Annotated in this window: 17 protein-coding genes; 5 read left to right on the top strand and 12 right to left on the bottom strand. The window is 46.5% G+C overall.

All coding sequences use genetic code 11. The annotated features are described in order from the left end of the window. The first annotated feature begins 3 nt into the window (after positions 1–3). From HPL003_RS20200 to HPL003_RS20190, 3 genes are read left to right on the top strand one after another with little or no spacing between them, the layout of a single operon-like run. Positions 4–837 (top strand): ABC transporter ATP-binding protein, encoded by an 834-nt coding sequence (locus HPL003_RS20200; RefSeq protein ID WP_014281605.1) that lies wholly within the window; start codon positions 4–6, stop codon positions 835–837. Further along, complete coding sequence (locus HPL003_RS20195; protein ID WP_014281604.1) at positions 830–1,672, top strand: ABC transporter ATP-binding protein; 843 nt, start codon at positions 830–832, stop codon at positions 1,670–1,672. Before HPL003_RS20200 ends, HPL003_RS20195 begins: the two co-directional genes overlap by 8 nt. Beyond that, a complete protein-coding gene (locus HPL003_RS20190; RefSeq protein WP_014281603.1) occupies positions 1,639–2,949 on the top strand; it encodes an MATE family efflux transporter in 1,311 nt (436 codons plus the stop codon). Before HPL003_RS20195 ends, HPL003_RS20190 begins: the two co-directional genes overlap by 34 nt. 111 nt (positions 2,950–3,060) lie before the next feature. Here HPL003_RS20190 and katA read toward each other — a convergent pair whose 3' ends face one another. The 8 genes from katA to HPL003_RS20155 form a co-directional block, all read right to left on the bottom strand. Next, positions 3,061–4,521: a catalase KatA gene (gene katA, locus HPL003_RS20185; protein ID WP_014281602.1), complete on the bottom strand. Its 1,461-nt coding sequence runs from the start codon at positions 4,519–4,521 to the stop codon at positions 3,061–3,063. A gap of 195 nt (positions 4,522–4,716) precedes the next feature. Continuing rightward, positions 4,717–5,319 carry an adenylyl-sulfate kinase gene (gene cysC / locus HPL003_RS20180; RefSeq protein WP_014281601.1) on the bottom strand — a complete coding sequence of 201 codons (603 nt, stop codon included), beginning with the start codon at positions 5,317–5,319 and terminating at the stop codon, positions 4,717–4,719. A gap of 62 nt (positions 5,320–5,381) precedes the next feature. Continuing rightward, on the bottom strand, positions 5,382–5,543 hold the full coding sequence (locus HPL003_RS29960) for a hypothetical protein (protein WP_014281600.1): 162 nt from the start codon (positions 5,541–5,543) through the stop codon (positions 5,382–5,384). Further along, positions 5,540–6,031: an NADAR family protein gene (locus tag HPL003_RS20175; protein ID WP_014281599.1), complete on the bottom strand. Its 492-nt coding sequence runs from the start codon at positions 6,029–6,031 to the stop codon at positions 5,540–5,542. The genes HPL003_RS29960 and HPL003_RS20175 overlap by 4 nt, the downstream gene beginning before the upstream one ends. 29 nt (positions 6,032–6,060) lie before the next feature. Next, the gene (locus HPL003_RS20170; RefSeq protein WP_043922819.1) at positions 6,061–6,966 is read right to left on the bottom strand and encodes an NUDIX hydrolase; all 906 of its coding nucleotides are present in this window, start codon (positions 6,964–6,966) and stop codon (positions 6,061–6,063) included. A gap of 275 nt (positions 6,967–7,241) precedes the next feature. Then, the gene (locus HPL003_RS20165; protein ID WP_014281597.1) at positions 7,242–8,123 is read right to left on the bottom strand and encodes a glycosyltransferase family 17 protein; all 882 of its coding nucleotides are present in this window, start codon (positions 8,121–8,123) and stop codon (positions 7,242–7,244) included. After that, entirely contained in the window at positions 8,120–16,663 is an 8,544-nt protein-coding gene (locus HPL003_RS20160; protein WP_014281596.1) for a non-ribosomal peptide synthetase, read from the bottom strand. The genes HPL003_RS20165 and HPL003_RS20160 overlap by 4 nt, the downstream gene beginning before the upstream one ends. Beyond that, complete coding sequence (locus HPL003_RS20155) at positions 16,664–20,095, bottom strand: non-ribosomal peptide synthetase (protein ID WP_014281595.1); 3,432 nt, start codon at positions 20,093–20,095, stop codon at positions 16,664–16,666. Positions 20,096–20,517: 422 nt separating this feature from the next. On the opposite strand from HPL003_RS20155, the gene glsA reads away from it, so the two are divergent. After that, positions 20,518–21,456 carry a glutaminase A gene (glsA, locus tag HPL003_RS20150; RefSeq protein WP_014281594.1) on the top strand — a complete coding sequence of 313 codons (939 nt, stop codon included), beginning with the start codon at positions 20,518–20,520 and terminating at the stop codon, positions 21,454–21,456. Between the two features lie 72 nt (positions 21,457–21,528). Here the strand turns inward: glsA and HPL003_RS20145 are convergent, their stop codons facing one another. Together HPL003_RS20145 and HPL003_RS20140 are read right to left on the bottom strand one after the other, a co-directional pair. Then, a complete protein-coding gene (locus HPL003_RS20145) occupies positions 21,529–22,398 on the bottom strand; it encodes a VOC family protein (RefSeq protein ID WP_014281593.1) in 870 nt (289 codons plus the stop codon). 48 nt (positions 22,399–22,446) lie between these two features. Further along, positions 22,447–22,860 carry a DoxX family protein gene (locus HPL003_RS20140; RefSeq protein ID WP_014281592.1) on the bottom strand — a complete coding sequence of 138 codons (414 nt, stop codon included), beginning with the start codon at positions 22,858–22,860 and terminating at the stop codon, positions 22,447–22,449. Positions 22,861–23,131: 271 nt separating this feature from the next. Between HPL003_RS20140 and HPL003_RS20135 the strand changes: the two genes are divergently transcribed. Continuing rightward, positions 23,132–23,671: a helix-turn-helix domain-containing protein gene (locus HPL003_RS20135; protein WP_014281591.1), complete on the top strand. Its 540-nt coding sequence runs from the start codon at positions 23,132–23,134 to the stop codon at positions 23,669–23,671. Between the two features lie 89 nt (positions 23,672–23,760). Here the strand turns inward: HPL003_RS20135 and HPL003_RS20130 are convergent, their stop codons facing one another. Then, entirely contained in the window at positions 23,761–24,882 is a 1,122-nt protein-coding gene (locus HPL003_RS20130) for a phosphodiester glycosidase family protein (RefSeq protein WP_014281590.1), read from the bottom strand. 310 nt (positions 24,883–25,192) lie between these two features. Further along, positions 25,193–26,659 (bottom strand): potassium/proton antiporter, encoded by a 1,467-nt coding sequence (locus tag HPL003_RS20125; protein ID WP_014281589.1) that lies wholly within the window; start codon positions 26,657–26,659, stop codon positions 25,193–25,195. Positions 26,660–26,737 lie beyond the last annotated feature (78 nt).

Here is a 26,737-nt window from a genome sequence, read left to right as displayed (position 1 = left end):
CACATGCTATCTATAGAAGGCTTAACGATTCGGACAAAAGCAAAAACGATTGTAGATGGGCTGGAGCTTGCCATCCGTCCGGGGGAATGGTTCGCACTCGCCGGGGAAAGCGGCAGCGGCAAAAGCATGACTGCGTCGGCTATCGGCGGTCTTCTTCCCCCTTCTGTTACAACGGAAGGAATTATCGCATGGAAGGGCCATAATTTGCTGGCCCTATCCGCCAAACAAAGACGTTCCTTGCTTGGCAATGAAATCTCTTATATTTTTCAGGATTATCATGGGGCCTTCACCCCCTTCCTGCGGATTGGCAGCCAGCTGGACGAGCTGATGCGTGCTCATGGAAGCTGGGATCGCAAGGCGCGCAAGCTGCGCTGTATAGAGGTCCTGGAGCGTGTACAGCTTCCTGAAGAGCGTGTGTACCGCAGTTATCCGTTTCAACTCAGCGGCGGACAATTGCAGCGGGCGGCTATTGCGGCTGCACTGTTGCTGGAACCAAAGCTGCTCATTGCCGATGAGCCGACAACCGCGCTGGATACGCTGACGGCTCACCGGGTGCTTCAGCTTATCGACCGTATCCGAACGGAAACGGGGATTTCCGTATTGTGGATTACTCACGATCTCCGGCACGTCCGCAAATATGCGGATCGAATCGCGGTCATGCGCACAGGCACACTGGTCGAGACAGGCGATACACTATCGGTGCTGGATCACCCGGCGCATCCATATACACGAAGCTTACTGGCGGCCATTCCGCCGCTGGCTCCAAGTACTCCCGCCCGGTTGCCGCACCACAGCGAAGAACATGTCACACCCGAAAGGAGCCGATCACATGGATGATCAAATCCTGTATACACAGCAGCTCAAGGCGGACAAAGCGCTCGTCACTGTCTCCGGCCTGACGAAAATCTACGCGGCAGGCAAAATTGCGCTGCGAGAAGTCTCCCTGTCGGTTTCGCCCAGAGAATGTCTGGGTGTTGTTGGGGAAAGCGGCAGCAGGAAAAGCACACTTGCACGCTGTATTTTGACGCTGGAACCGTTTGATCAAGGTGAGCTTATGCTGGATGGACAGTCTGTCCGGGGAGTAAAGCGCAGAGAATTAAAGCGTATCCGCAGCAGGCTGGGAGCGGTATTTCAGCATCCCGCTACCGCATTGAACTCCAGACTGACCATTTTGCAATCTCTGCTGGAACCGCTGGACCAGCTCAAAGGCTATATCCCTTCCTATGTGACGGGTATACCGTCAGGACGTCGTGACATAGCGGAGCACCTGCTGAACATGGTGAAGCTTCCGGCTGCTTATCTGGATAAGTATCCACATCAGCTGAGCGGCGGGGAAAAGCAGCGCGTCACCATCGCTCGTGCCATTAGCACGGAGCCTGATTTTATCGTGCTGGATGAGCCAACAGCAAGTCTGGATGTGACAACGCAGGCCACTGTTTTAAATCTGCTCAAGGATTTACAGGATGAGCTGGGACTGGCTTATCTGTTCATTTCCCATGACCTGGCGGCTGTACATTTCATGAGTGACCGAATTATGGTCATGAAAAATGGCGGGGTGCTTGAGCATTTTTCCAAGGACGAATTATTTCAATCTGCCCGTCATCCATATACACAATCATTATTGGAGGTTTTTTCAACATGTTGCCTTCCCACCGAGCCTATCTTGCTTTAGCCATCCCTTTAATTATCTCAACGATTACGACCCCGCTACTCGGTGCGGTGGATACTGCGGTAATCGGTCATTTGAGCCATTCTGCCTATTTGGGCGGTGTGGCAGTGGGTACTCTTATTTTCAATACTTTATATTGGCTGTTTGGCTTTCTGCGAGTCAGCACATCTGCTTTCACCGCACAGGCTACCGGGGCTAAAAATAACGACCAGGGGATAGCCGCCCTCATGCGTCCGCTGGCGATTGCCTTGCTGATCGGTGCGTTGTTCATTCTGTTGCAAAAGCCGATCCTGCTAGCCTCCCTCCAGCTTATCCATCCTGCTGAGGATGTGGCGGCGCAGGCATCGATTTATTTTAACATTCGTATTTGGGGAGCTCCCCTCACGCTGGTGAACTATGTACTGCTCGGCTGGCTCATGGGATTGTCTCGCGTAAAGGCTACACTATTTTTGCAAATTTCCATGAATGTTATCAATATGGTGCTGGCTATTGTATTCACACAAATCATGCAATGGGATGTAGCTGGTGTGGCTGGTGCTACTCTGATTGCTGAGGTCCTCGCATGTGTGCTTGGTTTTGTGCTGGTGCTTCGTTCGTCGGTCTGGAGGGAATGGAAGCGCAGTGGAAAGAGAGATTGGCGGGGATGGTTTGGAGCTGTGGAGCTGAAAAGCGTCATGGCAACGAACCTTGACCTTATGATTCGCACAGCCTGTCTGCTGACGATGTTTAATCTGTTTACATCGCGCAGTGCGGGCTTTGGAACCGATCAGCTTGCGGCGAATGCTATTTTGCTTCAGATCCACTACCTTATGGCTTACTTTTTTGACGGTTTTGCCAACGCCAGCAGCATTATGACGGGTCAGGCCCGGGGTGCAAGGGATCAAAAAATGCTGCAAAGAGTTATTCATCTATCCTGGTTCTGGACGATTGTAACTAGCGTGCTGACGGGTGGGTTGTATTTTGCACTGAAGGAGCCGCTTATCCGTCTGTTTACCGATAACGCTACGGTGATCAGCCTTACAGATCCATATAACGCTTGGCTAGTCGCCTTTCCACTAGCCGCCGGACTGGGGCTGGTATTCTACGGTGTATTTACAGGCATGACAGTGACGTACCCGATACGTAATTCAATGCTAATTTCACTGGTCTTCTTTTTGATCGCGCTGTTCTGGTGCGTTCCCCACTATGGGAATCATGGGCTTTGGCTGTCGTTCATCGTATTCGCTTTAGGGCGGTCACTGTTTCTTGTGATCTATTTGCCTCGGTTGCAGAGGATATAGCAATTCATCGTACTCAAAAGCAAAGGATGTCCCATGAACCATCTACATGATGGCGTTGAGACATCCTTTTATTTTATGGAGAAGCCTTGAGGCTAAAGTACGCAAATACCTCTACTCGCCTTGAGGAACGGTCAAGCCCAGACCTTCGGCTACACGGCGTCCGTACTCAGGATCAGCCTTGTAGAAATGTCCAATCTGACGCAGCTTGATTTCATCACTTTCCACCGGCTTCATCGCACCCACGATGTTTTGTACCAGACGTGCACGCTCTTCTTCACTGAGCAAGCGGTACAGGTCACCCGGCTGAGTGTAGTGGTCATGATGGTCGTAAGCTACACTTTGTGCTTCGCCCGATACTTCAAAAGGAGCGATTTTGTGAGCTGGAGACTCTTTCGGCCCACCGAGGCTATTTGGCTCATAATAGACCGATCCGCCACCATTGTCGTCACTACGCAATGCACCATCACGTTGATAGTTGTGTACTTCTGCATGCGGTCGGTTGATAGGCAATGAATTGTGATTTGCGCCTACACGGTAGCGATGTGCGTCTCCGTAGGCGAACAGGCGTCCTTGCAGCATTTTATCCGGAGATGCTTCAATACCGGGAACGAACGAACCCGGAGAGAATGTTGCCTGCTCTACTTCTGCAAAATAGTTCTCAGGATTGCGATTTAATACCATGCGTCCCAGTTCGATCAGCGGGTAATCCTTTTGCGACCATACTTTCGTTACATCAAATGGATCAAAGCGGTACGTGTCCGCATCCTCCACAGGCATAATTTGTACATGAAGCCTCCATGCAGGGAAATCACCCTTGTCAATGGCATTAAACAGGTCTTCGGTATGATAATCCGGGTTTTCACCGGCAATTTTGGCAGCCAGATCTACATCGAGATTCTGTACGCCTTGCTCTGTTTTAAAATGATATTTCACCCATACCGCCTGCCCTTCGACATTGACCCACTTGAATGTGTGGCTACCGAATCCATGCATATGTCTGAGTGTAGCGGGAATGCCGCGATCGGACATCAGAATACTTACTTGATGCAGCGATTCAGGAGATAAGGACCAGAAATCCCAAACAGCATTAGGGTTTTTCAGATGAGTTTGGGGGTGACGTTTTTGCGTATGAATAAAGTCCGGAAATTTGATCGCATCTCGGATGAAAAATACGGGTGTGTTGTTACCTACGAGATCGTAGTTGCCTTCCTCGGTATAAAACTTCACTGCAAAACCACGCGGGTCGCGTACCGTATCAGACGAACCTTGCTCACCGGCAACCGTAGAAAAACGGATAAACATCGGTGTGCGCTTGCCCACCTCAGATAAAAAGCTTGCTTTTGTATAAGCAGATAAATCATTAGTGACTTCAAAATATCCGTGCGCCCCTGCACCCTTGGCATGAACCACACGCTCCGGCACACGTTCCCGGTTAAAATGCGCGAGCTTTTCCAGCAGATGCACATCCTGAATCAATGTAGGCCCGCGTGATCCAGCCGTTATGGAATTTTGATTATCACCGACAGGAGCGCCCCAGCTGGTAGTCAGGTTGGTTGGTTGTTTACTCGTCATTGAAATCACCTCTTGAATGAATTGGTTGGGTATGTGCTGTAGTCAAAAAACCTCTCGCCTCTGGTGCCGAATATCCGAAAAGACCAGGGGGAAATTTCAGACGGCTTCAAGATCGAGAGGTTTATTCTATTTAAACATGAATTCCATTTTAGATAATGAAGATTTCAGGAAGATTTGAAAAAGGTTTGGCGAAGATTAGAGCAACAACGATTCCCTATCGAGAAAATCCAATATATCCTGAACTGACTGAACGATCTCCCGACTTTCAGTAGATACAACAAGATCAGGCTCTAATGGTGCTTCATAAGGCGCATCAATACCGGTAAAATGGCGTATTTCTCCGGTTCTTGCCTTCTTGTACATGCCTTTGGGATCACGCCGCTCGCATTCCTCCAGACTGCACTGGATATAGATTTCATAACAGCCTTCCTGCTGTAAAATGTCCTTTACCATTTCACGATCCTCACGATAAGGAGAAATCGTAGCGCAAATCGTCAGCACTCCCGCATGTGACATCAGCTTCGCTACTTCAGCAATACGACGGATGTTTTCTTTGCGGTCAGCGGGCAGGAAACCCAGATTTCGATTTAAACCATGCCGAACATTATCCCCATCCAAAATAAACGTGCGTATACCTCGTGCAAATAATGCTTTTTCCAGTGTGGAGGATACCGTTGATTTCCCCGAGCCAGACAGCCCCGTAAACCAAAGTACCGGGCTTTTATGCCCATTCAGAAGCTGGCGCGCTTGCTTGTCAACGTCTGATGTATGCCAAGTGACGTTCTCATTTGGACTCATTCAGCACTCTCCTTTTTCATTAACTTATCCCTGTATATGATTTTTGAAACACGTCCCCAGCTTTAGGAAAGACCGTATTTAAAGGCGTTCAAGGTACTCTGTCCAGCCGTATGATCCAGCTGTTTGGTATCCGTATAATATCCATTCTCCAAAATAGATAACGTTTCCTGCGCCATATGTGATCGAGTATCCCGGTTGCTCCGGGTGTTCATTGTATGTTTCATGATGGCTGTTCCTCCTTTTGCTGTGCATCCTCACGTAGTCTCGTCAGTATTTCCCCAAGCCAATTCGTGCCTCGCCAAGATTTGCGGTAGCGTATGCGAGCATCAGTTTCAGCCAAACCAACTCCCCAAATCGTGTCCGTCGGACTAGCCTCAACCAGCGTAGTTCCTTTCGTTTTGAGCAGATGCTTAAGTAAATTCGGATTTTGTGTAAATTTGGCGTAGTTACCGTCATACACAAATTGTCGGCAATTCGCCTCCCACAAGGCTTGATCAAATCCGCGCACACTACGGCCACGTGCTTTTTGCTCCCGAGGAGTAGGGGCTTGCATAATTTTACTGGCCGCCTCTTCATCTCCAAAAAGCTGAGCTTTTTTAAACATCATATATTGCTCCGCACAGTTGAATTCCACTCCATCCACGATAAACACAGAGGGATACCATTGTGAAAATGGCGACTGACTGCGATAAAAAAATGTGAACTTTTCCACGTTAATTCCTCATTTCATATTACTTCCTGCTATATAAAACGCGACCGGGGCTTGAAGCGGTATAACTTGGACGGACGATGTCCGGCCGCCTTTCTATATTCATTCGTCTCTTCCACCAGTTCGGCTATTTTGCGACGGAAGGCTGCTGCCAACAATTCCTTACCCAGAATAATTTCATATACCTGTTGAAGCTCACTCAAAGTAAACAGGGATGGCATCAGGTGAAAAGCAATATCTGTATATTCTATTTTGCTGCGCAAACGCTCGATGCCGTACACAATAATTTTGGCATGGTCAAAAGCAATACCTTGTGATTCCAGCACTTCTCGCTTGACCTGAATGGTCTTTCCCTTAAGAATTTCAGTCACTTTTACTTTGGCTGACAGGTGAATGTCCCCATGCTTCAAAGTAATGTTAATGTCTTGTTCCCACCTGTAACCTTCCGACTGATTTGTCCGTCTCTCCTGAGCCACACTGTAGCCCAGTTCAAACCATTGGGCATCCGCAGCATCATCCCCGGCTTGTATCTCCAGTGAATCGTGATCTACCAATGCCATGTAAGCGCAACTTATGACCCGCGTACGTGGATCACGTGCTACATCTCCCCATGTATATAGCTGCTCCATATAAATCCGATCCACATTCGTTTCAGTCTTAAGCTCACGTTGTGCAGCCTCTTCCAGACTTTCATCCATCCCTACAAATCCGCCTGGCAGCGCCCATTGTCCCAAAAACGGATGCTCCCCTCTCTGGATCAGAAGTAGCTGGAGTGTCTTCTCCGGCAGCTTGCGATAATTATGCTGGAGCTGATCCATCACCGTAAAAAGCAGCATATCCACCGTTACCGATGGACGCTCATACTGATTGGCATCATATGCAGCCAAAAATTGTTCCTCTGTCAAACCGATATGATTGTGCTTCGATGTATTCGTCAATTGCGTCACCTGCCTGTTCTTATATGGGTAATCGTTGCTTTCTAAATCAAGCAGCGAAAATAACTCATGTAACATTTTTTATTTTAACTCAATGATAAAAACAAAATGTTAATATCAATACAGTAATATATAATTCCAGCTTCGTCAACAACAATCCTATGAATTTCGTGTCCAATTAAATTGAGGATATTGCACTCCCATGTCTCCAAAAAGCAAAAGAGAAACCCTGGGTCTTGTATAGACTGGGTTTCTCGGACGGCTAAGTAAAGCTTTCTTTACTTATACCAAAGATCATCTGTTTCAAGTTCCTGTAGACTGCTCAAAAACGATTTTGAGTTGTCAATATAAAGTTCGGTATCGATATAGTACAGTTTTTTATCGTTTAAGCATTGATCAATATAATCTGCATTCAATATACTTTTATCCTCTACATTGGCGGCAAATGCCTGCAACTTGGGAAGCGCAGTTTTCTGATATTCAAGCCATGAATGATGGAATCCGGCTGGTTCGTCCAAGCAATAGATGTCATGATACAACGCTTCGGCAATCCCCTTCTTCCTGAGATAGTCCGCTGAGAAAGGCATACTTTTGAAGTAACGACCCGTCATCGCGAACACGCGATAGCTCCAATGAGGAGCACCGTGATTAGATTGGCAAAAAAGGTTCAGAAAGAATACGGAATAGTGCATTTTGAGCGTAATAATCTGGTGTTTCTTCACTTCCGCAATAATCCGGTCTGCCATCCGGCTATCAATGATCTCATCGAAGTCAGCCAGAATGATCACATCATCATCCTCGACCCTATCCCGCAAGATAGAGGTACTCCTGTTTCTTTGACAAGCCTCATTATGAAATGCACTGTTGTAGCTGAGCAGACGCCAATACCAACGGTCAAAGTTATCCGCACCACAGGTATTCACATCAAAGTACAATTGATGCTTCACAGGTTCGCGAAACAGATCATCGGCATGAAATGGATGATGAATCACCTTCGGGCCAAGATAATTTGAGTTGAAGTTGCGTGGCTTATCTAAATAACTGAAAGTCTTGTTAGCTTCCACTACATGTAGCTCGTCAATCCAGCGGTCATTTTCTTTTATTTTAATACCCGCAACCCGATTTTCATTAAAAAAAGGGCAAAATTCGTATATTTTCATGACCGGAAGCTCCCCTCTACTATCGTAATGTAAGGATGAACATTGATGCTGCGGCAAAGATGTCCGGAAATTAAACGTACAAGCTCGGCGATGGTCTGCTCTTCATAGTGAAGTGAGCTGTAATAGCAGGTTAAACTTAATCTGTCGTGTTTTAAGCTTGCCGTCATATTTAACCAGTAGGCGGAGGGATTGTCGGCCGCATTGGTATTTCCGAAAGGAACAGCCAAAGGCTCATAAAAATCGTCGGCTAGCCCATTCATTTCCTCTGATTGGTAATGGAAAAGCATGTGTGTTTCGTCTTTTAGTGGCTCTATATTGGGATTAGTACCCTGTATCATATACCGTAAAATAAAGTAATCCAGTCCTTCAGATGGGATATGCTGTAACGTGTGTCTGACTTGTTCAGGAATAATTCCCCGATTTTTTAACTGCTCCTCTGCGGGGATCTGGATTCGAATAGGATAAGCTCCAGCAAAAAAACCGATCGTACGATCAATCATAACCCCCGGCAAAAAAGACTCGCGTTGATAAGACATCACATGCAGCAGCAAATCGGATTGCTTTTTCAATTGGTAGCAAGCCTGTGACAATGCTGTTAGTATCATGCTAAGCGGTGTAGTATGCTGCTTCACAGCCAATGCTTTTAAAAGGCTAATATGTTCCTCTCCTTCAAGCAAATCTTTCGTTATTGTTGTCATGTGGCAATGAAGAGGCTGGATCTCCGAATCCCTGTCGACCCGAAAAGACTCACCACCTTCTACAACCTTTCTCCAATAGATTGATGCTTTAGAAGAAACGTCTCTCGCCGCATATTGTGTCAACGCCGTGCACCAATCCCGATAACTGCATTCCTCCTCCCCATGTAACGCCAAATCACTCCCCATTCCCGGCAAGAGAAGTTGTCTCAAATCTTCTAAAAAAATGTTCATCGATAAGCCGTCAAAAATCAAATGATGAAACAGGAGCAATATCACCTGCCGTCTCTCTTCGCAATAGTGATCAAACAGTACTACCTTCCATAAAGGGCCGTCCTTGATGTCAAATCCATGCTGAGCGTTCGAGCAGTATTCCGAAATGTAGGCATCATGTGATCCCGGGATCGCTTGCAGATGCACGTAAGAAACAACCTGTTTCACACTCATTTTCTGCTCATACTGATACCATTCATCATGATCCAGTTGAGCAAATGACAGCCGTAGGGCTGCATGTTTGTTCAATAGTACCTCCAGCGAAGCGTTCAGCAATTCTCTGGGAATATATTCCTTGAGCAGAGCCACGTAAGGCACATTAAACATGTTGCGATTCGCCAGATCTCTTTGAAAAAAACGTTTTTGTACGGCAGACAGCGGAAATCCACCATCCGGGTATACTTTTGTTGTAGACTGAATAGTTGGGAGATCCATATTCGGACTAAGAACAGTGGCTGTATCCGCCACTCCCCTGCTCAATGAAAGGGCCAAGCGTTCGATGGTCTGCTCGCGAAATACCTGGTTGACTGTAACCGGATAACCATTTTTTTGCAGCAGGCTGGCTATACGCAACGCAGAAAGCGAATGTCCTCCCAACGCGTGAAAGTCTTCATCCTTGCGGATGTGATCAAGCTTCAGAACCCTGCTCCAAATCTCTTCTATTATTTGTTCCAATTCGGTTTTTGGTCCAGAATTTGCTTGTTTATCGCCCCTATGGATTTCTGGCAAAGGAAGCTTTTTGCGATCGATTTTCCCGTTGGCTGTTAATGGGAACGTCTTCAGCCAAACGTAACGAGAGGGTAGCATATAGGAGGGAAGACCGTCAGCCATAAAAGTATGAAGCTGTTCCTCCCGCTCTTCCTCTTCCGCTGTATAGTAAGCGATCAGCCGCATATCCCCGTGAATCTCGCGGGCAACGACCAGACAATCTTTCACGACAGGGTAGCCGCCAAGACGGAACTCGACTTCTCCGGGTTCGATTCGATAGCCACGAAGCTTCACCTGATCGTCAACCCGTCCAATATATTCGATATTACCGTCTGGCAACCATCTCGCCCGATCTCCTGTGCGGTAGAGAACTAGATTTACTCCTCTTTCACGATCTTTGGCAGAAGTATATGGATTTGGAGTAAACGCTTGCTGTGTCAGCTGGTTTTGCTGCCAATACCCCCTTGCAACCCCGTCTCCTCCCACATATAATTCCCCGACTGCCCCGACAGGCTGAACACAGCCCCGTTTGTCCAGAATATAACAAGTTGAATTACTAATGGGTTTGCCAATGGGTATATCCTGCTCAAAAGGCTCTTCGATTCGGTAGCTCGTCGAAAATGTGGTGTTCTCCGTTGGACCGTATACGTTGAGGATCGAAAGTGTCGGATAGTCGAGCCGGACACGGTTTATATGCTTAACCGACAAAACTTCTCCACCTACGATCAGCCACTTGAGTCCAGCAAACATCGTTTCATTTTCTTCAATCCATTGATTACACAATGCGGAGCTAAGCCATAGTGCATTAATTTCCCACTCTTTCATCCGTTGCTCCAGCAGGCGAACGTTCAATAGATCTTCTTTTGAAACAACAAATAAACGGCCTCCATTCAACAACGTCCCCCAAATTTCAAACGTGGAAGCGTCAAAAACGGGCGAACCTGTATAGAGCAACCTGATGTCAGAGGAAAACGGGAAGTAGCTGGTGTTTTTGACCAAACGGACGACATTGCGATGTTCTACCATCACGCCTTTGGGTTTTCCCGTCGAGCCTGATGTATACATCAGGTAAGCAAGGTCGCTGGGAGCATTCATGTTCTCCTTCTCTTCTTGTGGTACAACTCCAGACTGGTCAAAATGCTCCGTATAAATCAGTTTTAAACGGATTCCCTTACAGGCTTCCGAGATACTTTCTGCCCCTTTCTGCGAGGTGATGATGGTGTCCAGTCTGGCATCCTTGATCAATTCGCGCGTTCTTTCTGCCGGAAAATCGGGATCTATGGGAACATAGGCACATCCCGCTTTCATGATCGCCAGGATGGAGACAATGAATTCGAGAGAGCGCGGCAAGTAAACCCCGATAAACTTCCCATGACTGTCGGTATCATCCGTTAGCTTATTGGCCATGCACTGGGACATTTGGTTGAGGGCGTGGTAAGACATTACCTGGTTGTGCCCAATTACAGCGGGCTGTGAAGGCCGTAGCTTCGCTTGTTCATGGAACAAGTCAACAATGGAACTCTCCCTAGGGTATTCTGTATACGTATTGTTCCAATCGTAGACGACTCGATCATATTCACCCTTGTCCATTAAACAAACGTCTCCAACCGCGCGATCTGGATATTCCAGCGCATATTGCAAGGCATTTAGCAAATGCTCTGACAGTCGGCGAACCGTTTCTTGATTCAATCGATCAGCATCATAAATCAACTTGATCATAATCCGTTCTCCGTCGTTCGCAATGGTGATTGTCATCGGGTAATTGGTTTTCTCATGCTCCCCCATAGCTGACATTTTCAATTCATTTTCTGGCTGCCGATAGTCGTTCATATAATTTTCGAATGCGACGATACTGTGAAACAATGTATGGCCTTGGATGGCACTCCAGCCCTTCAGTTCGTTCAGGCTCACATAGCAGTAATCGTTCAGCTTTTGAATAGTTTGGTGAAGCTCCTTAACATATTCGGTAATGGTCTGTTCCACATTCCAATACATAACCAGAGGAAGCGTATTGATCAACAGGCCCGTGATGTGGTCCGCTTTTGACAGATCGGATCCTCTACCAGACACGATCATACCAAATACAGTTACATCTGCATCATGATAGACTTGCAGTACTTTCCCCCAAGCGAACTGCACCAAGGTGTTTAATGAAATTTGCGATTGTTGTACAAATGCCGCGATGCGCTTGGTCATGCTTGAATCGATATGAATGGTCTCAATCTGTTGCTTCTCAATCGGTAGATGCACATCAGGAAGCATGCCTCTCTTCCCCATCGGCAGGAGGGTTGACTCCGTTAGGTTGGACAAATAATCTTTCCAGAATGACTCAGCTTCCGTTCGATCTTTATTGTTCAGCCAACGAATGTAAGTCTCAAAAGAGCAGGACAGGCTATGCTGCGGCACCATGCCTTTTAAACTGCAATCATAGATTTCATGAACCCGATTCAGCAGCAGCGGCAGGCTCCAACCGTCCAGCAAAATATGGTGGTAACTCCAAATCATCGTCCATTCCTCTGGGGTAGTCTGAATTAGTGTTATGCGGTACGCAGGCTGATGCAGATCGAAACGCCGATTACGATCTGACGTCAGCCATCGTTCGATATCCTTCTGTTGTCGATCTGGAGACTCTGCTCCAAAATCCAAAAACGTCCAATCCAATTCTACTTTTCGAAGGACACATTGTATGGGCTTGTCCAATTCTTCCCAAACGTAACATGTCCGCAAGCAATCATTTTCAGCAATGACGTGGCTCCATGCTTCCTGGTAACGGTTTACCTCCAGCCTGCCGTGATATTTCCAGCTAACCTGTACGAAGTATTGATCGGAAGATGGATGATCTAAATAATGGAATAGCAGACCTTCCTGTAACGGACTTAGATACATCATTTTATCCAGACCGTATTGCAGATGATATGTGTTTACGATCTGATCCAGCGAATATTGTCTCAATGAAACCCATGGAAAATCACTTGGTGTAAACTCTTCTTGTTCTGTCCGGCTACAGTGTTCAATAATGGCAAGCAGGCGGGATACGAAATCATCTGTCAATTGAGTAATGGTCGCTTCTTCATAGTGATGTCTGCTGTATTTCATAAACAAATGCAGTTGTCCGTGAACGATGGAACAATTGAGTTCCAAAAGACTTGTTCCATGATTCAGCGGCGAACTATGATCCTGTGCGGCATCACGTGTGAAACTTAACCACTCGTTCAGCCCGCCCGTATTCGCCTGATCGAATTGGCCCAAATAATTGAATAAAGCCTGCGGCTCGGAAGCTGTTAATTCGGAACGAATTTCCTCGTTCGGATGGCAGTATCGCAAAGCACCATATGACATGCCGCGGTGAGGGATGCGACGTAACTGCTCTTTGACGGATTTGATCGTCACTCCCAAGGAGTGAGTGTCCGTAATCCGGATGCATACCGGAAACATCGAGGTGAACCAACCAATTGTTCTTGTCAGATCCATATCGGATACACAGTGCTCACGTCCATGCCCCTCCAGCCTAAATACAACCGTCTCCTGTTCGGTCCAACCGGAGAGCGCCAGCGACCAGGCCGTAAGCAGCAGGTCGTTGATCTGGGTATGATAAGCTTGGGAGCAATGCTGCAAAAGTAGCTGCGTATCGCTTGCAGAAAGCATTGTAACAAGCTCCGAAGATTCGCCGCTCGTTCTATTATCCGCGCAATGGTCTACCGGCAGCACAAATGCTGCATTTTGGAGCTGCGCTTTTTTCCAGTAATCTATATGACTTAGAGTATCTTCATTTTTGGCATAATTCATCATTACGGACTGCCACTTTTTGAACGGATTTGAAACAGGAGGCAACTCGGAACCTTGATACAATTGATACAATTCCTGAAGTAAAATTCTCCAGGAAACTCCGTCGATTACCAGATGATGAATCGTTATAAACAGACGGGCTTTACCGTCGGAATGGCCTTGGATTATTCCTGCACAAATCATGTTGCCCGTCTCATAATTCAGTTGTCTGTTCCATTTATCGCATATGCTTGAAATTTCCGGTTCAGGACGATCGGTCTGCTGAATGGTGTGGACTGCAAGTCGAACGGCGGTATCCGTGCGATAGCGCTGGGAATACGCGTGCTTCCCTGTTAAGATCTCCATCGAAAGCTCAGGATGTAGCCGGATCAATTGGTTGACGGCTGCTTCCATTTTTTCGAGATTGAGATCACGCAGTAAAAACAGCTGGGATTGGTTGAAATAATGTGGTTCTTCGAACTGTTGCTCGAAAAACCAGTGCTGTATCGGTGTCAGACCAAATTCACCCGACAAATCGATGGCACGATCATCCTTCTTCTCGCTGTCTGCCCAAGCGACCACGGTAGCCAGATCCTTAATGGTCGGATGTTCCGCAACTTGTCTTGGAGTAACTATGATACCGTGATCCCTGGCCATGGACACTGTCTGAATGGCAAGAATTGAATCTCCCCCAACTGCATAGAAATGATCATTAACGCCGATATCTACTCGTCTTAATATTTGCCGCCAAATCAGAAGCAGAGCTTTTTCGAAGCAGTCCTTCCCTGCTTCCGCAACTTCTTCTGAGGAGAGAGATAAGGTTGCGTTTGGATCTGGAAGAGCCTTGCGGTCAAGTTTGCCGTTTGCATTCAAAGGAAACTCATCCAGATGAAAAAAATAAGAAGGAACCATATAAGTCGGTAAAACGGAGGTCAAGTACTGAGACAGTTCGGCCTCTTTTAGCTTTTTTTCGGTAGTATAGTAAGCCACCAGTTTCTGGTAAGATCCGTCCTTCCAGGCTCGGACAACACATTGACCGATGTCGGGATGCTGGCGAAGCCGATGTTCTATTTCTCCCAGTTCGATGCGATAGCCTCTGATCTTTACCTGATCATCACTGCGACCGATAAATACCAGTTCACCGCCCGATGTCCATTTCACGATGTCTCCGGTTTTATATAACCGCTCATTCCGTAGTAATTGCTCGCTCTCCATCACAATATCTTTGTTAACGAAGCGTTCCTTGGTCAGCTCCTCACGATTTAGGTAACCTCTGGCAAGCCCTACGCCACCCACCCATAGTTCACCCGGAACACCGACCGGGACAGGATTGCCAAATGGATTCAATACAAACAGTCGTTTGTTATAGACAGGCTTGCCGATCGTAATTTCTTCCCCTGGCTTGCATGGTGAAGCGGAACAAATGACCGTCACTTCTGTCGGTCCATAAGCATTCACAAATAGTCGTCCTCTTCCCCAGTAGTCCACAATATCCGGCGTACAAGGCTCTCCCCCGGATACGATCGTACGCAGTTGAGGCAAGTCTCTTTGTTTCATCGTTCTCAGCACAGACGGCGTCAGCATGGCAATGTGAATGTTTTTCTCCTCAAGAATGTCCGAAATATCCGCATAAGGAGGCAGCTCCTCATTCGACAGCACCACAAGCGTCCCTCCTATCGTTAACGTTCCGATCCACTCGTAGACCGAAGCGTCGAAACTGATAGAGGCGAATTGCATAACTCTCGTATCTGGGGTCATACCAAACTTCTCGATAAGGTAAGGGATCAATGTGACCAGTCCGGCGTGTTCGATGAGGGTTCCCTTCGGATTTCCAGTGGAGCCGGACGTATAGATGACATAGGCCAGATCATTCTGTTCAACCCGAATGTTCAAATTTTCAATAGAGCCGTTGAGATTCGAAAAGCATTCATCTACACAAATAAGCGAATGTGCTTCCACACCAATTTGGGAAACCCATGGTTTCAGCCAAGGGGCTAATTTGCTATGTGTAATAATCATTTTAGCCTGGGCATCTTCCAAAATAAATTGAATCCGTTCCTCGGGATATTGGGGATCTATCGGAAGATAAGCCGCTCCCGCCTTCATAACCCCCAACATGGACGGTATCACATCTGAACTTCTGTCCATGACGATGGCAACCAACGTGCCTGGCGGCAAAACGCTATGCTTCTGTGTCGGATACGACTCCAAAATCACACGGCTAATTTGGTTTGCCCGTTGATTTAACTCCGAGTAGGTCAGCTTCTGCTCCCCAAACTCCAATGCGAGCGCGTCGGGCGTTCTGGCAGCCTGCTCCTCTACCAATTGAACCACGGTTTTATGGGAAGAATACGCTTGTTTCGTATCATTCCATTGGTTTATTTGCTTCCACTCTCTCACAGTTAGCATGGAATGAAATAGTATCTGTTTTTCCGGGAGATTAAGCGCTTTCGTCAGCAGTATCCGAAAATGGCCTGCGAGCCTAGCTATCTGCCTTTTACCGAAGTGTATGCCATCATACGTTATCCCGCACTCCAGTATATCCGGGCCATAACGATAGCAGAGTGCAATCCCCGTCTGATCTATGCCGTTTAAAGGAATTAACACATTCGTATTCGGGAGCGGGCAGTTTCCATGCATTTCTACGATGTTGACATTGAAAAAATCCGGATCATTCCCCGATTGAGGGTCTACTTCAGCTTGCTGCGAAAGTACTTTATTCCATGTATCGCTGGTTCCTTTGCGATTGTCCCATTCCATTTTTACCTTTTGCATCAAATGGAGAAGATGATCTTCTTCCTGAATATTGATGAAAAGCGGATAATCCAGTCGACATTCATTCCCCTCTTTGTCTGATATCACTGAATACAGAACAGGCACATCATATTGATTGGCGTAATGGGATAGAAGTACGGACCATACGGCTGTTACTAAAGAAGGCATATCTAGCTGCTGCTGATATATAAATTCCGTGATCGCCTTGATCCGTTTTTTCCCCAAATGGATTTTGTGGAATACTAGATCGTCGGGCTGTCCAGCGTTTCCAGTTTGATTTGGTAATAAAGAAAAGTAACGCCGGTTGTTGTCTATAACATTCACTTACTGAACCCCCTCTATCCCGTAAACTGTACCAGCAGCTTGATGAAAAGCAGCCCTAACTTCCTCAACGTCGATCTGGTAACTGCATCGCAGAGAGAACATGAAGCCGCCTGTATAAGAAGAAGCGATACAGTTGAAAAGTGAATAGATCGGCAGCGGGTTCGGTTGTTTGATAACGGTGTCGTCGTAATTGCCGTACTCCAAACCTGCTTTGGTGCTATTCCCTAAATAGTTAAACATAAACAGATCTAGCTGCTCATACTGCTTTCCAAGCTGTACAAGTTCTCTTGTCAGCTCCCACTTGATTTTGTAAGCAGGACTAGTAAGAAGATTCATAAAATTGATAGTATTGCACTTTAATAAACCAAGCCTGTTTCTGACAGACTTCAGCATCTCATCCTGATTCAGCTTCGTATCCATTAACATAGGTACAAAATCTATAAATTCACCAACCGTATTATAGTACGCCGCCGTCTCGTACCTTCTTCCATCATATAAAAATAATAGCGGCAGCTTATCTATACCTAAATAGGTTTGCAAACCCCTTGTATAGACAGAAAGCGCAACTTCCAAAGATGGGTTCTTAGTCGGGATGTTCACGTTAAACAGGTAGGCTTCCTTACTCGTTTTGAGCTTCAAGCTTTGCAAAGTGTCCTTTTTGCTTTGTTGGAACACTTTCAGGTCAAAGGCCGATATCAATTCTTGTTCCGTGATTCCTTTCGGGCCACTTTGAATTTGTTTAACATACTCCACATATGGCTTTACTTCGTCCGAAGGCGGCGATTGATTTTCAAGCAGGCTCCTGTAGTAAGACATTACCTGTCGCTCGGCTACTTCTGATGTCACCCGATCACATATGGCATGATGATAGAGCGTTATTACATGATGTTCACGCAGATTTAGTTTCAGTACAAGCATGTGATACAAAGTATGCCCTCCAGCGTATCGGGTGTTCGCAATGTAATCATTTATCATCTCCATAAAGAGACCACATGGATTACAATCCGAAACGTCGATTATGCTAAGTTTTGGCCAACCAGCCGTAGGAACTACGTATTCCTTCCAATAAGTCCATTCATCTTCCTGGACAGGAACGCTTCTCAGCAATCCTTGACATTGTACAAATTGAACGTAAGCCTGATCTAAAAAATCATAACTCACATACTCATCCAGCCTAAACATGCCTACACTCGGCGGTGTATTAAACGAGATTTGCATCTGTTGAATTCCGCTCAACGGATATTCTTGTGCCACTTGCCCCGTTTTAACCCATTGATCTCTTTTCAAATAATCATCTTCCAGCTGCATAAGGATGCTTCCCACCTTATCTGCATCCACGCTTTTCAGGCCCAGACGCTGGCAAAATACCTCTTCATCAATGGTCCAATATAGATCATCCATTTCAACTCTTTGATGCAGAGGTACAATGTAGTGCGGCAACAGCTCTTTAGCGACTTTCCCGTCCATGATCCGTATGATGTTGTTAACCTGATCCACATCCACAGTATTGCAGTAAAGCACCTGGATATTTCTGACTTCGTGAAGAAAATTCTTCACCTGATACTGTACCAGTTCGTAGACACCGTCTGTTTCCTGATGCAACCAAGAAATCAATTCTTGTTTCGTTTCTATAAGGCCTTTTTGTTTCTTAGCCCCTTCCCCATGCTGAGCTGAATGGAGATAAGCAGTGAGCTCCCGGATCGTTTTATAGTGGTAAATGTCCGTTAAAGTGGCATAAACCCCTGCCCGTTCCATTCTTGACATCAACGTAAGTGCATGAATAGAATGCCCACCGAGGTCGAAGAAGCTGTCCAAAACACTGATATCCTGAACGCCCAGCACATCCTGCCAGATTTGCATCAGTTTGGCTTCCAATCCTGGCTCAGGGGACACGTATTCTACTCCAGTATGCATTTTTCCTTCAAGGGCCAACAATGCCTTGCGATCCAGCTTTCCATTCAGCGTCAGTGGCATCCGCTCTAATTGCATAAAATAGGACGGAATCATGTGATTCGGCAGTTTTTCAGAGAGAGCATTTTTAATTTCGCCTACCGCCAGCTTTTTGGTCGCTATGAAGTACGCTCCCAACTGCTTCTGTCCGGCCTCGTCTTCACGCGCGATAACAGCGGCTTCTTGTATATCCTTCACTTTTAATAGATGTGACTCTACTTCGCCAGGCTCGATTCGGTAACCCCGTATTTTGACTTGACTGTCGATCCGTCCGAGATATTCGATATTTCCGTCCGCTTGCTGTTTTACCAAATCTCCAGTCCGGTACAACCTGCCTCCAGGTACCAGTGAAGACTGGATAAACTTCTCTTCTGTCAGCTCTGGACGATTCAGATAACCTCTGACTAATCCATCGCCGGCAATGCACAGTTCACCTGCAACTCCTGTCGGCAGAGGATCCTGGTCAAGATCCATGACGTAAACAGACGTATGACTGATTGGTTTACCGATCGGTACGTTATTGGCATCCTCATCCAAACGATCAATCCGATAATAGGTAGCAAATACAGTGCTCTCCGTCGGTCCGTAGACATGAACTAAACGTCCGGGACCTAGACGAGCAAACGCTCTACGCACATGGCTGACCGATACCTTTTCACCGCCGAACAGCAATGTTTCGAGTGTTGCAAAGCACTCGGGATCAATATCCACCAATGCATTAAAAAGTGCTGTCGTCATGAAACATTTCGTGATCTGCTGTGTCCGCAGTACACTCGATAACTCATGTGCATTCAATATCTGATCGCGTGAGGTCAGAACGAGGGTGCCTCCGTTCAGCAGAGCCCCGTAAATGTCAAAGGTAGAACCATCGAACGAAAAACTGGACAATTGTAATACCCGATCTTTTGCGGCGAATCGGATGTAATTCGTCTCCTTGACAACACGGATGATGTTGTAGTGCATCGTCAGGTTGCCTTTGGGCTCGCCCGTAGAGCCGGACGTATACATGATGCAAGCTAGCGAATCTGAGCCATGAATTGGTGTGAGATTCCCTGTTTCTTCTCCGTAGTTACAATTGTCCGTCAAATCCAGTACAAGACCGTCGAACTCCACTTGTTTGTGGATTTGCAGCCGGGTAAGCAGGAGCTTTGCGCCCGAATCCATCAGCATGTAGTGTACACGTTCGTTGGGGTACTCCGGATCAATCGGTACATAGGCTCCCCCAGCTTTTAAAATCCCGAAAATCCCAACGATCATCTCCAGCGAGCGTTCGGCTATAATCCCGACGGGCTTGTCTGCTTGTACTCCTTTGGCCCGCAAAACTCGTGCCAGTTTGTTGGCCTGTCTGTTCAGCTCAACATACGTTAAGTGCTTGTCCCCGAATACGACTGCCACTTGCTCCGGTGTGCACTCAACCTGCTCCTCAAATAACTGATGAATCGTTTTTTCCTGCGGGTAGTCCACTATCGGATTGTGAAGCATGCTCAACTTCATCTCCTTCTCATTTTAAAGATCATTTATGTTAGGACTTGCTCTGTAATCCACCTAGAAGTTTTCACATGGCATGATGTAGGAAGAGAGTGTGTGCGGAAACGTAGAAGTGATTTCTGGATAAATAGTTGGGATAAAGCGAATGAAGAACAAAGGGGGTGAAATTTAGGTAGACAATATCTTTAGAATAGCGTACAGCTAACTAGATCTTGTCTACAATCACGATACTACAGGATGGGTATTCGACTGAAGGAAAAGAAATGACATCAGATGACAAATCAACTATCCCCTTTCATCTAATCAAGTAAAGCTTGTCTTTCAACCAGAAAAATCCTTAGAATAGGCGTATAGCTATCACATCTTGCTCTACAATAACAATACCACAGGATGGTTACTCGACTGGAGGAAAAGAAATGACATCGGAGTGGCAGAGACTACAGACCAAACTGCCGGAATGGGTGGAACAAAGCCGTCATCAGTATATTCATGGTAAGGTGGCAGCGTATATTCCCGAATTGTCCAAAGCCCCGGCCGACGCGCTGGGTGTTGTCGTGATGAACGGAACCGGCGAGACTCTGGTAGCCGGAGATACCGAAATAAGCTTTACGATGCAAAGCATCTCGAAGGTATTCACGCTTATTTTGGCCTTGATGGATAATGGCGAAGATGTTGTCTTCTCCAAGGTCGGTATGGAGCCTACCGGAGACCGTTTTAATTCCATGCTGAAGCTGGAGCTGGTCGAGCCGGGCATCCCGTTTAATCCGCTTATTAATGCAGGAGCCATCGCCGTGTCCTCTTTGATTCGTGGAAACAGTCCCGAAGAGAAGTTTGCCCGTGTCCTGCAATTTTTCCGTCTACTTACCCGTAATGACACGCTGGAATATGACCAGGATGTCTACGATTCGGAATCTGCTACAGGCCATTTGAACCGTTCCCTTGCCTACTTTCTGATGGAAAAGGGAATTCTGCGCGGACATGTTGAGGACGTGCTGGAGGTTTACTTCAGACATTGCGCTGTAAAATTGAACTGTACAGATTTGGCGCGTATGGGACTCGTATTAGCCTACAATGGACGTGATCCGGTCACGGGTGTACCACTGATTCCCCGCCGCTATGTACAGATCGCTAAAACCTTTATGACCACATGCGGCATGTATGACGCATCTGGAGAATTTGCCATTCAAGTCGGGCTGCCCGCCAAAAGTGGCGTGTCTGGCAGCATTATGACGATGGTGCCTGGACGATATGGCATTGGACTGGTCGGACCTTCTCTGAACCGCATGGGCAACAGTACAGCGGGTGTACATTTGCTGGAGACCATGTCGCGGGATTTGGATTGGAGCTTGTTTTAGTTCACGAATAAGAGGGTATTCCCAGCCTATACGGCTTACGGGAATACCCTCTTCTTTTACTTTCCAGATATGTTAAACGGCTTGGCCGTCGGTAACCAGTTTGATATGAATGCGGAACGGATCAGCTACGTACTTGGCACCATCGCGTTCCTCCACACCATATCCTGCCTCAGTCAAACGGGCGACAACGGCCTCCAGTGCCTTTTGATTCGGCACAATCAGCTCAAAATAATTCAGGCCTGCAGCATGCTCGGGAGCTGGGAGCGCTCCTTCCCCTGCCCAAATATTCAAGCCCATGTGGTGATGGTAACCACCTGCGGATACGAACAAAGCTGACGAGCCATAGCGGCATGTAATGTCAAAACCGAGCACATCGCAATAAAATTGCTGCGCCTTGAGCAAATTAGACACATGGAAATGAACGTGTCCAATTACCGTTCCTTCAGACAGCCCCTGCCAAGGTAAATTTTCGGAAATGGCGACCAAGCCTTCTGCATCCACAGGATCTGTACCCATAATGTAATATCCATTTCCATCTTTCTTCCACTGATCACGAGGACGATCCGCATAGATCTCAATCCCGTTATTATCGGGATCATGGATATACAGAGCTTCACTTACATCATGGTCCCCCTGCCCGATTTCGATCTCATGAACAAGCAGGTTACGCAGAGACAGGCCCAGAGCAACGCGGTTCGGCACAAGAATAGCAAAGTGGTATAATCCGGCTGCGGATTGGCGCGGAAGAATAACTGCATTTTCAATAAACTTAAGGGTTAACAGCGGATGCTTTCCGTCGACTGTCAATTCAGCGGTATCCGACGTTTGACGCAGCAGTTGGAAGCCAACAACCTCGGTATAAAATTGAATAGAGCGCTCCAAATTACTAACCTTTAATGAAACCTGCCCGATTCTGGTGTTGTCATGAATATGTGCTGTCATGAGATTTCCTACTTTCTACATGGATTGGAGGACTACGCTAATTATAAATTATTGTTCTGTTGAAGTACGACGGCTAAACAAAGAATCCAGAGACAAACGAGTCGTCGGCGCAAATACCAAATGCAGAGCTACCAGAATAAAGGCAATATCCAGCTCATAGCCTGCTCCCTGACCATTACCCATCAGACCGCCAGACAATTTTGCTGTGAAAATTGCACCGATTAATACAATAACAAAAAGTCCAGATACATAACGGGTAAGCAATCCAAGAATTAAAGCAATTCCTCCGACTAACTCAATTACTGCAACGGCATAACCCAAAAATCCCGGAACACCAATACTGGAAAACCAGCCAGCTACATTACCCAGCCCCATTTGAAATTTAGCAATTCCGTGCGCCAAAAACAAGATACCCAACGCCACCCGCATAATTGTAGAAATGTTTCTGCTTGCTGAACTCATATTTATCTCTCCATTCTGAATGTTTTTTCGCACCCGTATGAGCACATATTAATAATTATTTTATATTACTAATAATTTGGTTAAAAAATAAAATGATCTTGCTCTAAGCTGTAACTTATATAAGTACGAATCAAACTCAAATTATTAGTAATAGGAATAATTATTTTGTAATGTGAATTTATCATAAGAAACTATAGTCTGTCAACAAAATATTTGGTATGATAAATAATAAATTAGTATACATTATATTTCTTTAAAGGAGGAACCCTCTATGGGTATAGGATGCAACATACGCGCCGCACGTAAACGTAAAAATTTATCCATCCAGCAAATATGCGAACGAACCGGATTATCTCAAGGTTTTATGAGTCAAGTGGAAAACAATAAAACCTCCCCGTCCATTGCTACACTGGACAGCATCGCTAATGCACTTAAGGTGCCCCTCGCTTTTCTGCTGCTCAAAGAAGAGGAACGGATGCAGGTGATTCGCAAGGACGAGCGACGTAAAACGGTCTATGGTAAAAATAAGCTTCAGGTTGACCATTTGGGGGACCAGGGTAACGTCAAAATGATGCTGGTGGACATGCCGCCAGGCTCATCCACGGAAGAAGCGCATGCTCATGGGGGCGATGAGATTCATTTTGTTATGGAAGGCACGGTATATGTGGAGCAAGGTGAGGAGTCGGCTACCCTCGAAGCAGGAGATTCCTTTAGCTGGAGAGCAGCCATTCCCCATTATGTCAAAAACGTGGGAGAAAGCAACGCTCGCATTCTGATCTCCGTATTTCTCGAAGCAGAGAATGACGCTTAATAGAATCCAAAAAAAGCGTGTACCGGGAAGTCATTTTTCGCTTCCACGGTACGCGCTTTTTATATGTTTCTCACTTATCAAGTCCAACTCTATCTTTTCTTGGCTGCGTCAATGTCTCCAGGATTCATACCTTCCCAAATGTTAGGGATACTTACGTTCTCTGGATGCTCAAATACGAGGAATGCTGTCGGTAAATACCGCTCGCCGTATTCAGAAGAAGGTTTATTGACAATGGCATGATCCTTGACGAGCACGGTCGATGATCCACCATCCAGATTAGCACCGATAACCGCTCCGTGTTTAAGTAAAATGTTTTGCATATCATACAAATTGGCACCGATGCTGTAACCCGGCTGACGACCGTCGATGGTCACAAAAATAATCGCGCCGTCTGCTCTTTGCCCCATTGCCGTACGGGGAGCAATTCCCCATCCTTCGCTTGCATTGCGAATGAGACCTTTACCATTCACGATCAAGCGTGGCTGGAAGGTAACCGCTTCTTGCACGTTCATTTTGGATAACTCAGACAGTGAATAATGCCCGGCCACCATTTTCCCCTGCTTATCTATACCTACGATTTGGGCAGAAGCGTTTTTCCCCATATCATTGTAATATAACTGGCCCTGTGAAATAACAACGCCGATCGGCTTAAATCCATTCCCATTCCAGTTGGGATCGGCAAAGCCGCCGCCATTTACGCCTGCAACGGCTCCCAAGCGCTCTACCATACTGGATACTCTTTCTCCTTTACCTACATTGGCAGGAATCCCGAGTCTGATTTTAGTTGGGTCATGCACCGTCATCACATAGCCATGATAATTGCGACCGGATACCTCTTCTACTTCAACCAGCGGCGTTTGTTGGACCTTGGTCGGTGTCAAATCAGGCAGATTGATCGTATGTCTATCCTTCTCCTCACCCATCTGCTCGAAACGGGCCGAATATTCGGCCACTCGTTTCTGCGCCTCCGCCTCACCAATAAAATATTTTGCCCAGTGACGATGTTGTGTTGTGATCAGCGTATCCGCCGCCAAGTAGCGCATGTCCTTGCCAGATGGCGTTAAAAATAGCCACGCGCCGCCCCCGACTCCTGCGATCAGTAGTACAATAAAAAGCCGCGCCATAAAGCGACCGAATTTTCCTTTTCGTTTCTTTTTTTTGTTTTTCTGCCTGCGGGCTGTTGCACGCTGTGGCAAGACTTCCGGTTTCATTCGTCATCTCTCCTGTATGCTGACTTCTGCCTTGAATATAACCGTTCTCTATGAGCTGATAGAGTTTGTTTTTCAGGACAGCCATACTGCTGATTCTTATCCTCAGAGGGTAACCTATCGGCAGCGACATCTAACGACAATATCATAAACTAATTTTGTAGAATGATAGTGTCAATTTTTTAACAGATTCATCATACCGAAAAAGAACACCATAAAACAATCCTCCACATCAAATGTGAAGGATTGTTAGGAAAATTACGTTAAAGTTTACGTTTGTTAGGAACCCGTTTCGTTGCCGTTGCAATCCCTTTTACGGTGCGGCCTCCGGTTCAAGCAGCATGAACAGTTCTTTCATTTGCTGGCGCTTGAGCTTCGGACTAAGCACATACAAGGTATCCCCCGGCTTAATCACCGTTGTGCCTCTCGGAGCTATAATTTGCTCCTCTCGAATAATAGCGGTGAACAAAATGTCATCGGGAAGTTGCATATCCTGAATCGCTTTGTCCACAATAGACATCCCCTCCTGAACCTGAATGTGATTGATCTCCGATGTGGTTTTCCCTAGAGATACCAATTCCAAAAGCGAGGGTGATGACGTTTCGTTAGGGTCCATTAAGCCGAGTTTCACCGCCAGCCACGAAATGGTCGTACCCTGTATAATGGCCGAGGTAAGCACGACGAAGAATACGACATTGAAAAACAGCGGCCCCACATCCATCTCATCCAGCAGTGGATAGGTAGCCAGTACAATCGGTACCGCTCCCCTTAATCCTGCCCAGGATAACAGTGTCTTCTCGCGTATAGAGTACCTGGAAAAAAGCAGGCTCAGGAACACGCCAAGCGGACGGGCTATGAGCATCAGGATGAAGGAAAGCGCCAAGCTTTGCCACGCAATGCCGAGCAACTGATCGGGAAAAACCAACAGCCCGAGCAGGACGAACATCATAATTTGTACCATCCAGGCGAAGCCGTTGTTAAAATGAATAATAGAGCGCTTGTAGGTCAGGTCTGAATTACCCAGCACAATGGCCATGACATATACCGCCAGCAAGCCACTTGCCTCCAGTAAGGATGCGGCTGCATACGTTAAGACCGCAAATGCCAGCGCCATCACAGGATACAGACCAGATGAATCAAAATTCATTTTATTAATGGCATATACAGCTATGCGTCCGAGCACAAAACCAACGACCAGACCAAAACCCATTTCCCATAAAAACAGCAAAATATGTACCCAAATGGATTGCTCAGGATGATGTATCAGCTCAATCAACGTTACTGTGAGGAAAACGGCCATCGGATCATTACTTCCGGATTCCGCTTCCAGCGTGGACGTAATTCGTTTCTTGATGTTTTTACCACCTAAAACGGAAAACACTGCTGCCGCATCCGTCGATCCTACAATAGCTCCGAACAGCATGGATTCCATCCAACTCACGCCCAAAATAAACTTGGCGCAAACGCCAATGACCACAGTTGTAATCATGACGCCAAGCGTCGATAGTGACATCGCAGGCCGAATGACTGGCTTAACATCTGCAAATTTCGTTTGCATCCCGCCTTCAAACAAAATAACGATGAGCGCGAGAATTCCCACCAACTGCGTAATAAACGCATTATCAAAATAAATAAACTGACTGAGCACCATGCCGACGGCAATAAACAATACGAGCGCGGGCATGCCGAAACGACTGGAAAATTTGGTAGTCAGTACGCCAACCAGCAGCAAGCCGGACAGCAAAAGTGCAATAAAATTAATAACAGTTGTCTGTTCCATACGACGGCTTCTCCTATCTTGAAAATAGATGTTCATTTTTTCGTCTTCTTTCTATATACCCTCAAATCACACAGAATA

Source organism: Paenibacillus terrae HPL-003 (assembly GCF_000235585.1).
Classification (GTDB): domain Bacteria; phylum Bacillota; class Bacilli; order Paenibacillales; family Paenibacillaceae; genus Paenibacillus; species Paenibacillus terrae_B.
Note: the sequence above shows the minus strand (reverse complement) of the source record. Positions and strands in the feature narration are given on the sequence as shown.

Excerpts from the sequence above, each read along its gene's own strand:
- HPL003_RS20195 (WP_014281604.1), top strand. The coding sequence starts at position 830 with ATGGATGATCAAATCCTGTATACACAGCAGCTCAAGGCGGACAAAGCG.
- HPL003_RS20145 (WP_014281593.1), bottom strand. The coding sequence starts at position 22,398 with ATGACAGCACATATTCATGACAACACCAGAATCGGGCAGGTTTCATTA.
- glsA (WP_014281594.1), top strand. The coding sequence starts at position 20,518 with ATGACATCGGAGTGGCAGAGACTACAGACCAAACTGCCGGAATGGGTG.
- cysC (WP_014281601.1), bottom strand. The coding sequence starts at position 5,319 with ATGAGTCCAAATGAGAACGTCACTTGGCATACATCAGACGTTGACAAG.
- HPL003_RS20200 (WP_014281605.1), top strand. The coding sequence starts at position 4 with ATGCTATCTATAGAAGGCTTAACGATTCGGACAAAAGCAAAAACGATT.
- katA (WP_014281602.1), bottom strand. The coding sequence starts at position 4,521 with ATGACGAGTAAACAACCAACCAACCTGACTACCAGCTGGGGCGCTCCT.
- HPL003_RS20190 (WP_014281603.1), top strand. The coding sequence starts at position 1,639 with ATGTTGCCTTCCCACCGAGCCTATCTTGCTTTAGCCATCCCTTTAATT.
- HPL003_RS20130 (WP_014281590.1), bottom strand. The coding sequence starts at position 24,882 with ATGAAACCGGAAGTCTTGCCACAGCGTGCAACAGCCCGCAGGCAGAAA.
- HPL003_RS29960 (WP_014281600.1), bottom strand. The coding sequence starts at position 5,543 with ATGAAACATACAATGAACACCCGGAGCAACCGGGATACTCGATCACAT.
- HPL003_RS20155 (WP_014281595.1), bottom strand. The coding sequence starts at position 20,095 with ATGCTTCACAATCCGATAGTGGACTACCCGCAGGAAAAAACGATTCAT.
- HPL003_RS20135 (WP_014281591.1), top strand. The coding sequence starts at position 23,132 with ATGGGTATAGGATGCAACATACGCGCCGCACGTAAACGTAAAAATTTA.
- HPL003_RS20125 (WP_014281589.1), bottom strand. The coding sequence starts at position 26,659 with ATGGAACAGACAACTGTTATTAATTTTATTGCACTTTTGCTGTCCGGC.
- HPL003_RS20165 (WP_014281597.1), bottom strand. The coding sequence starts at position 8,123 with ATGAAAATATACGAATTTTGCCCTTTTTTTAATGAAAATCGGGTTGCG.
- HPL003_RS20140 (WP_014281592.1), bottom strand. The coding sequence starts at position 22,860 with ATGAGTTCAGCAAGCAGAAACATTTCTACAATTATGCGGGTGGCGTTG.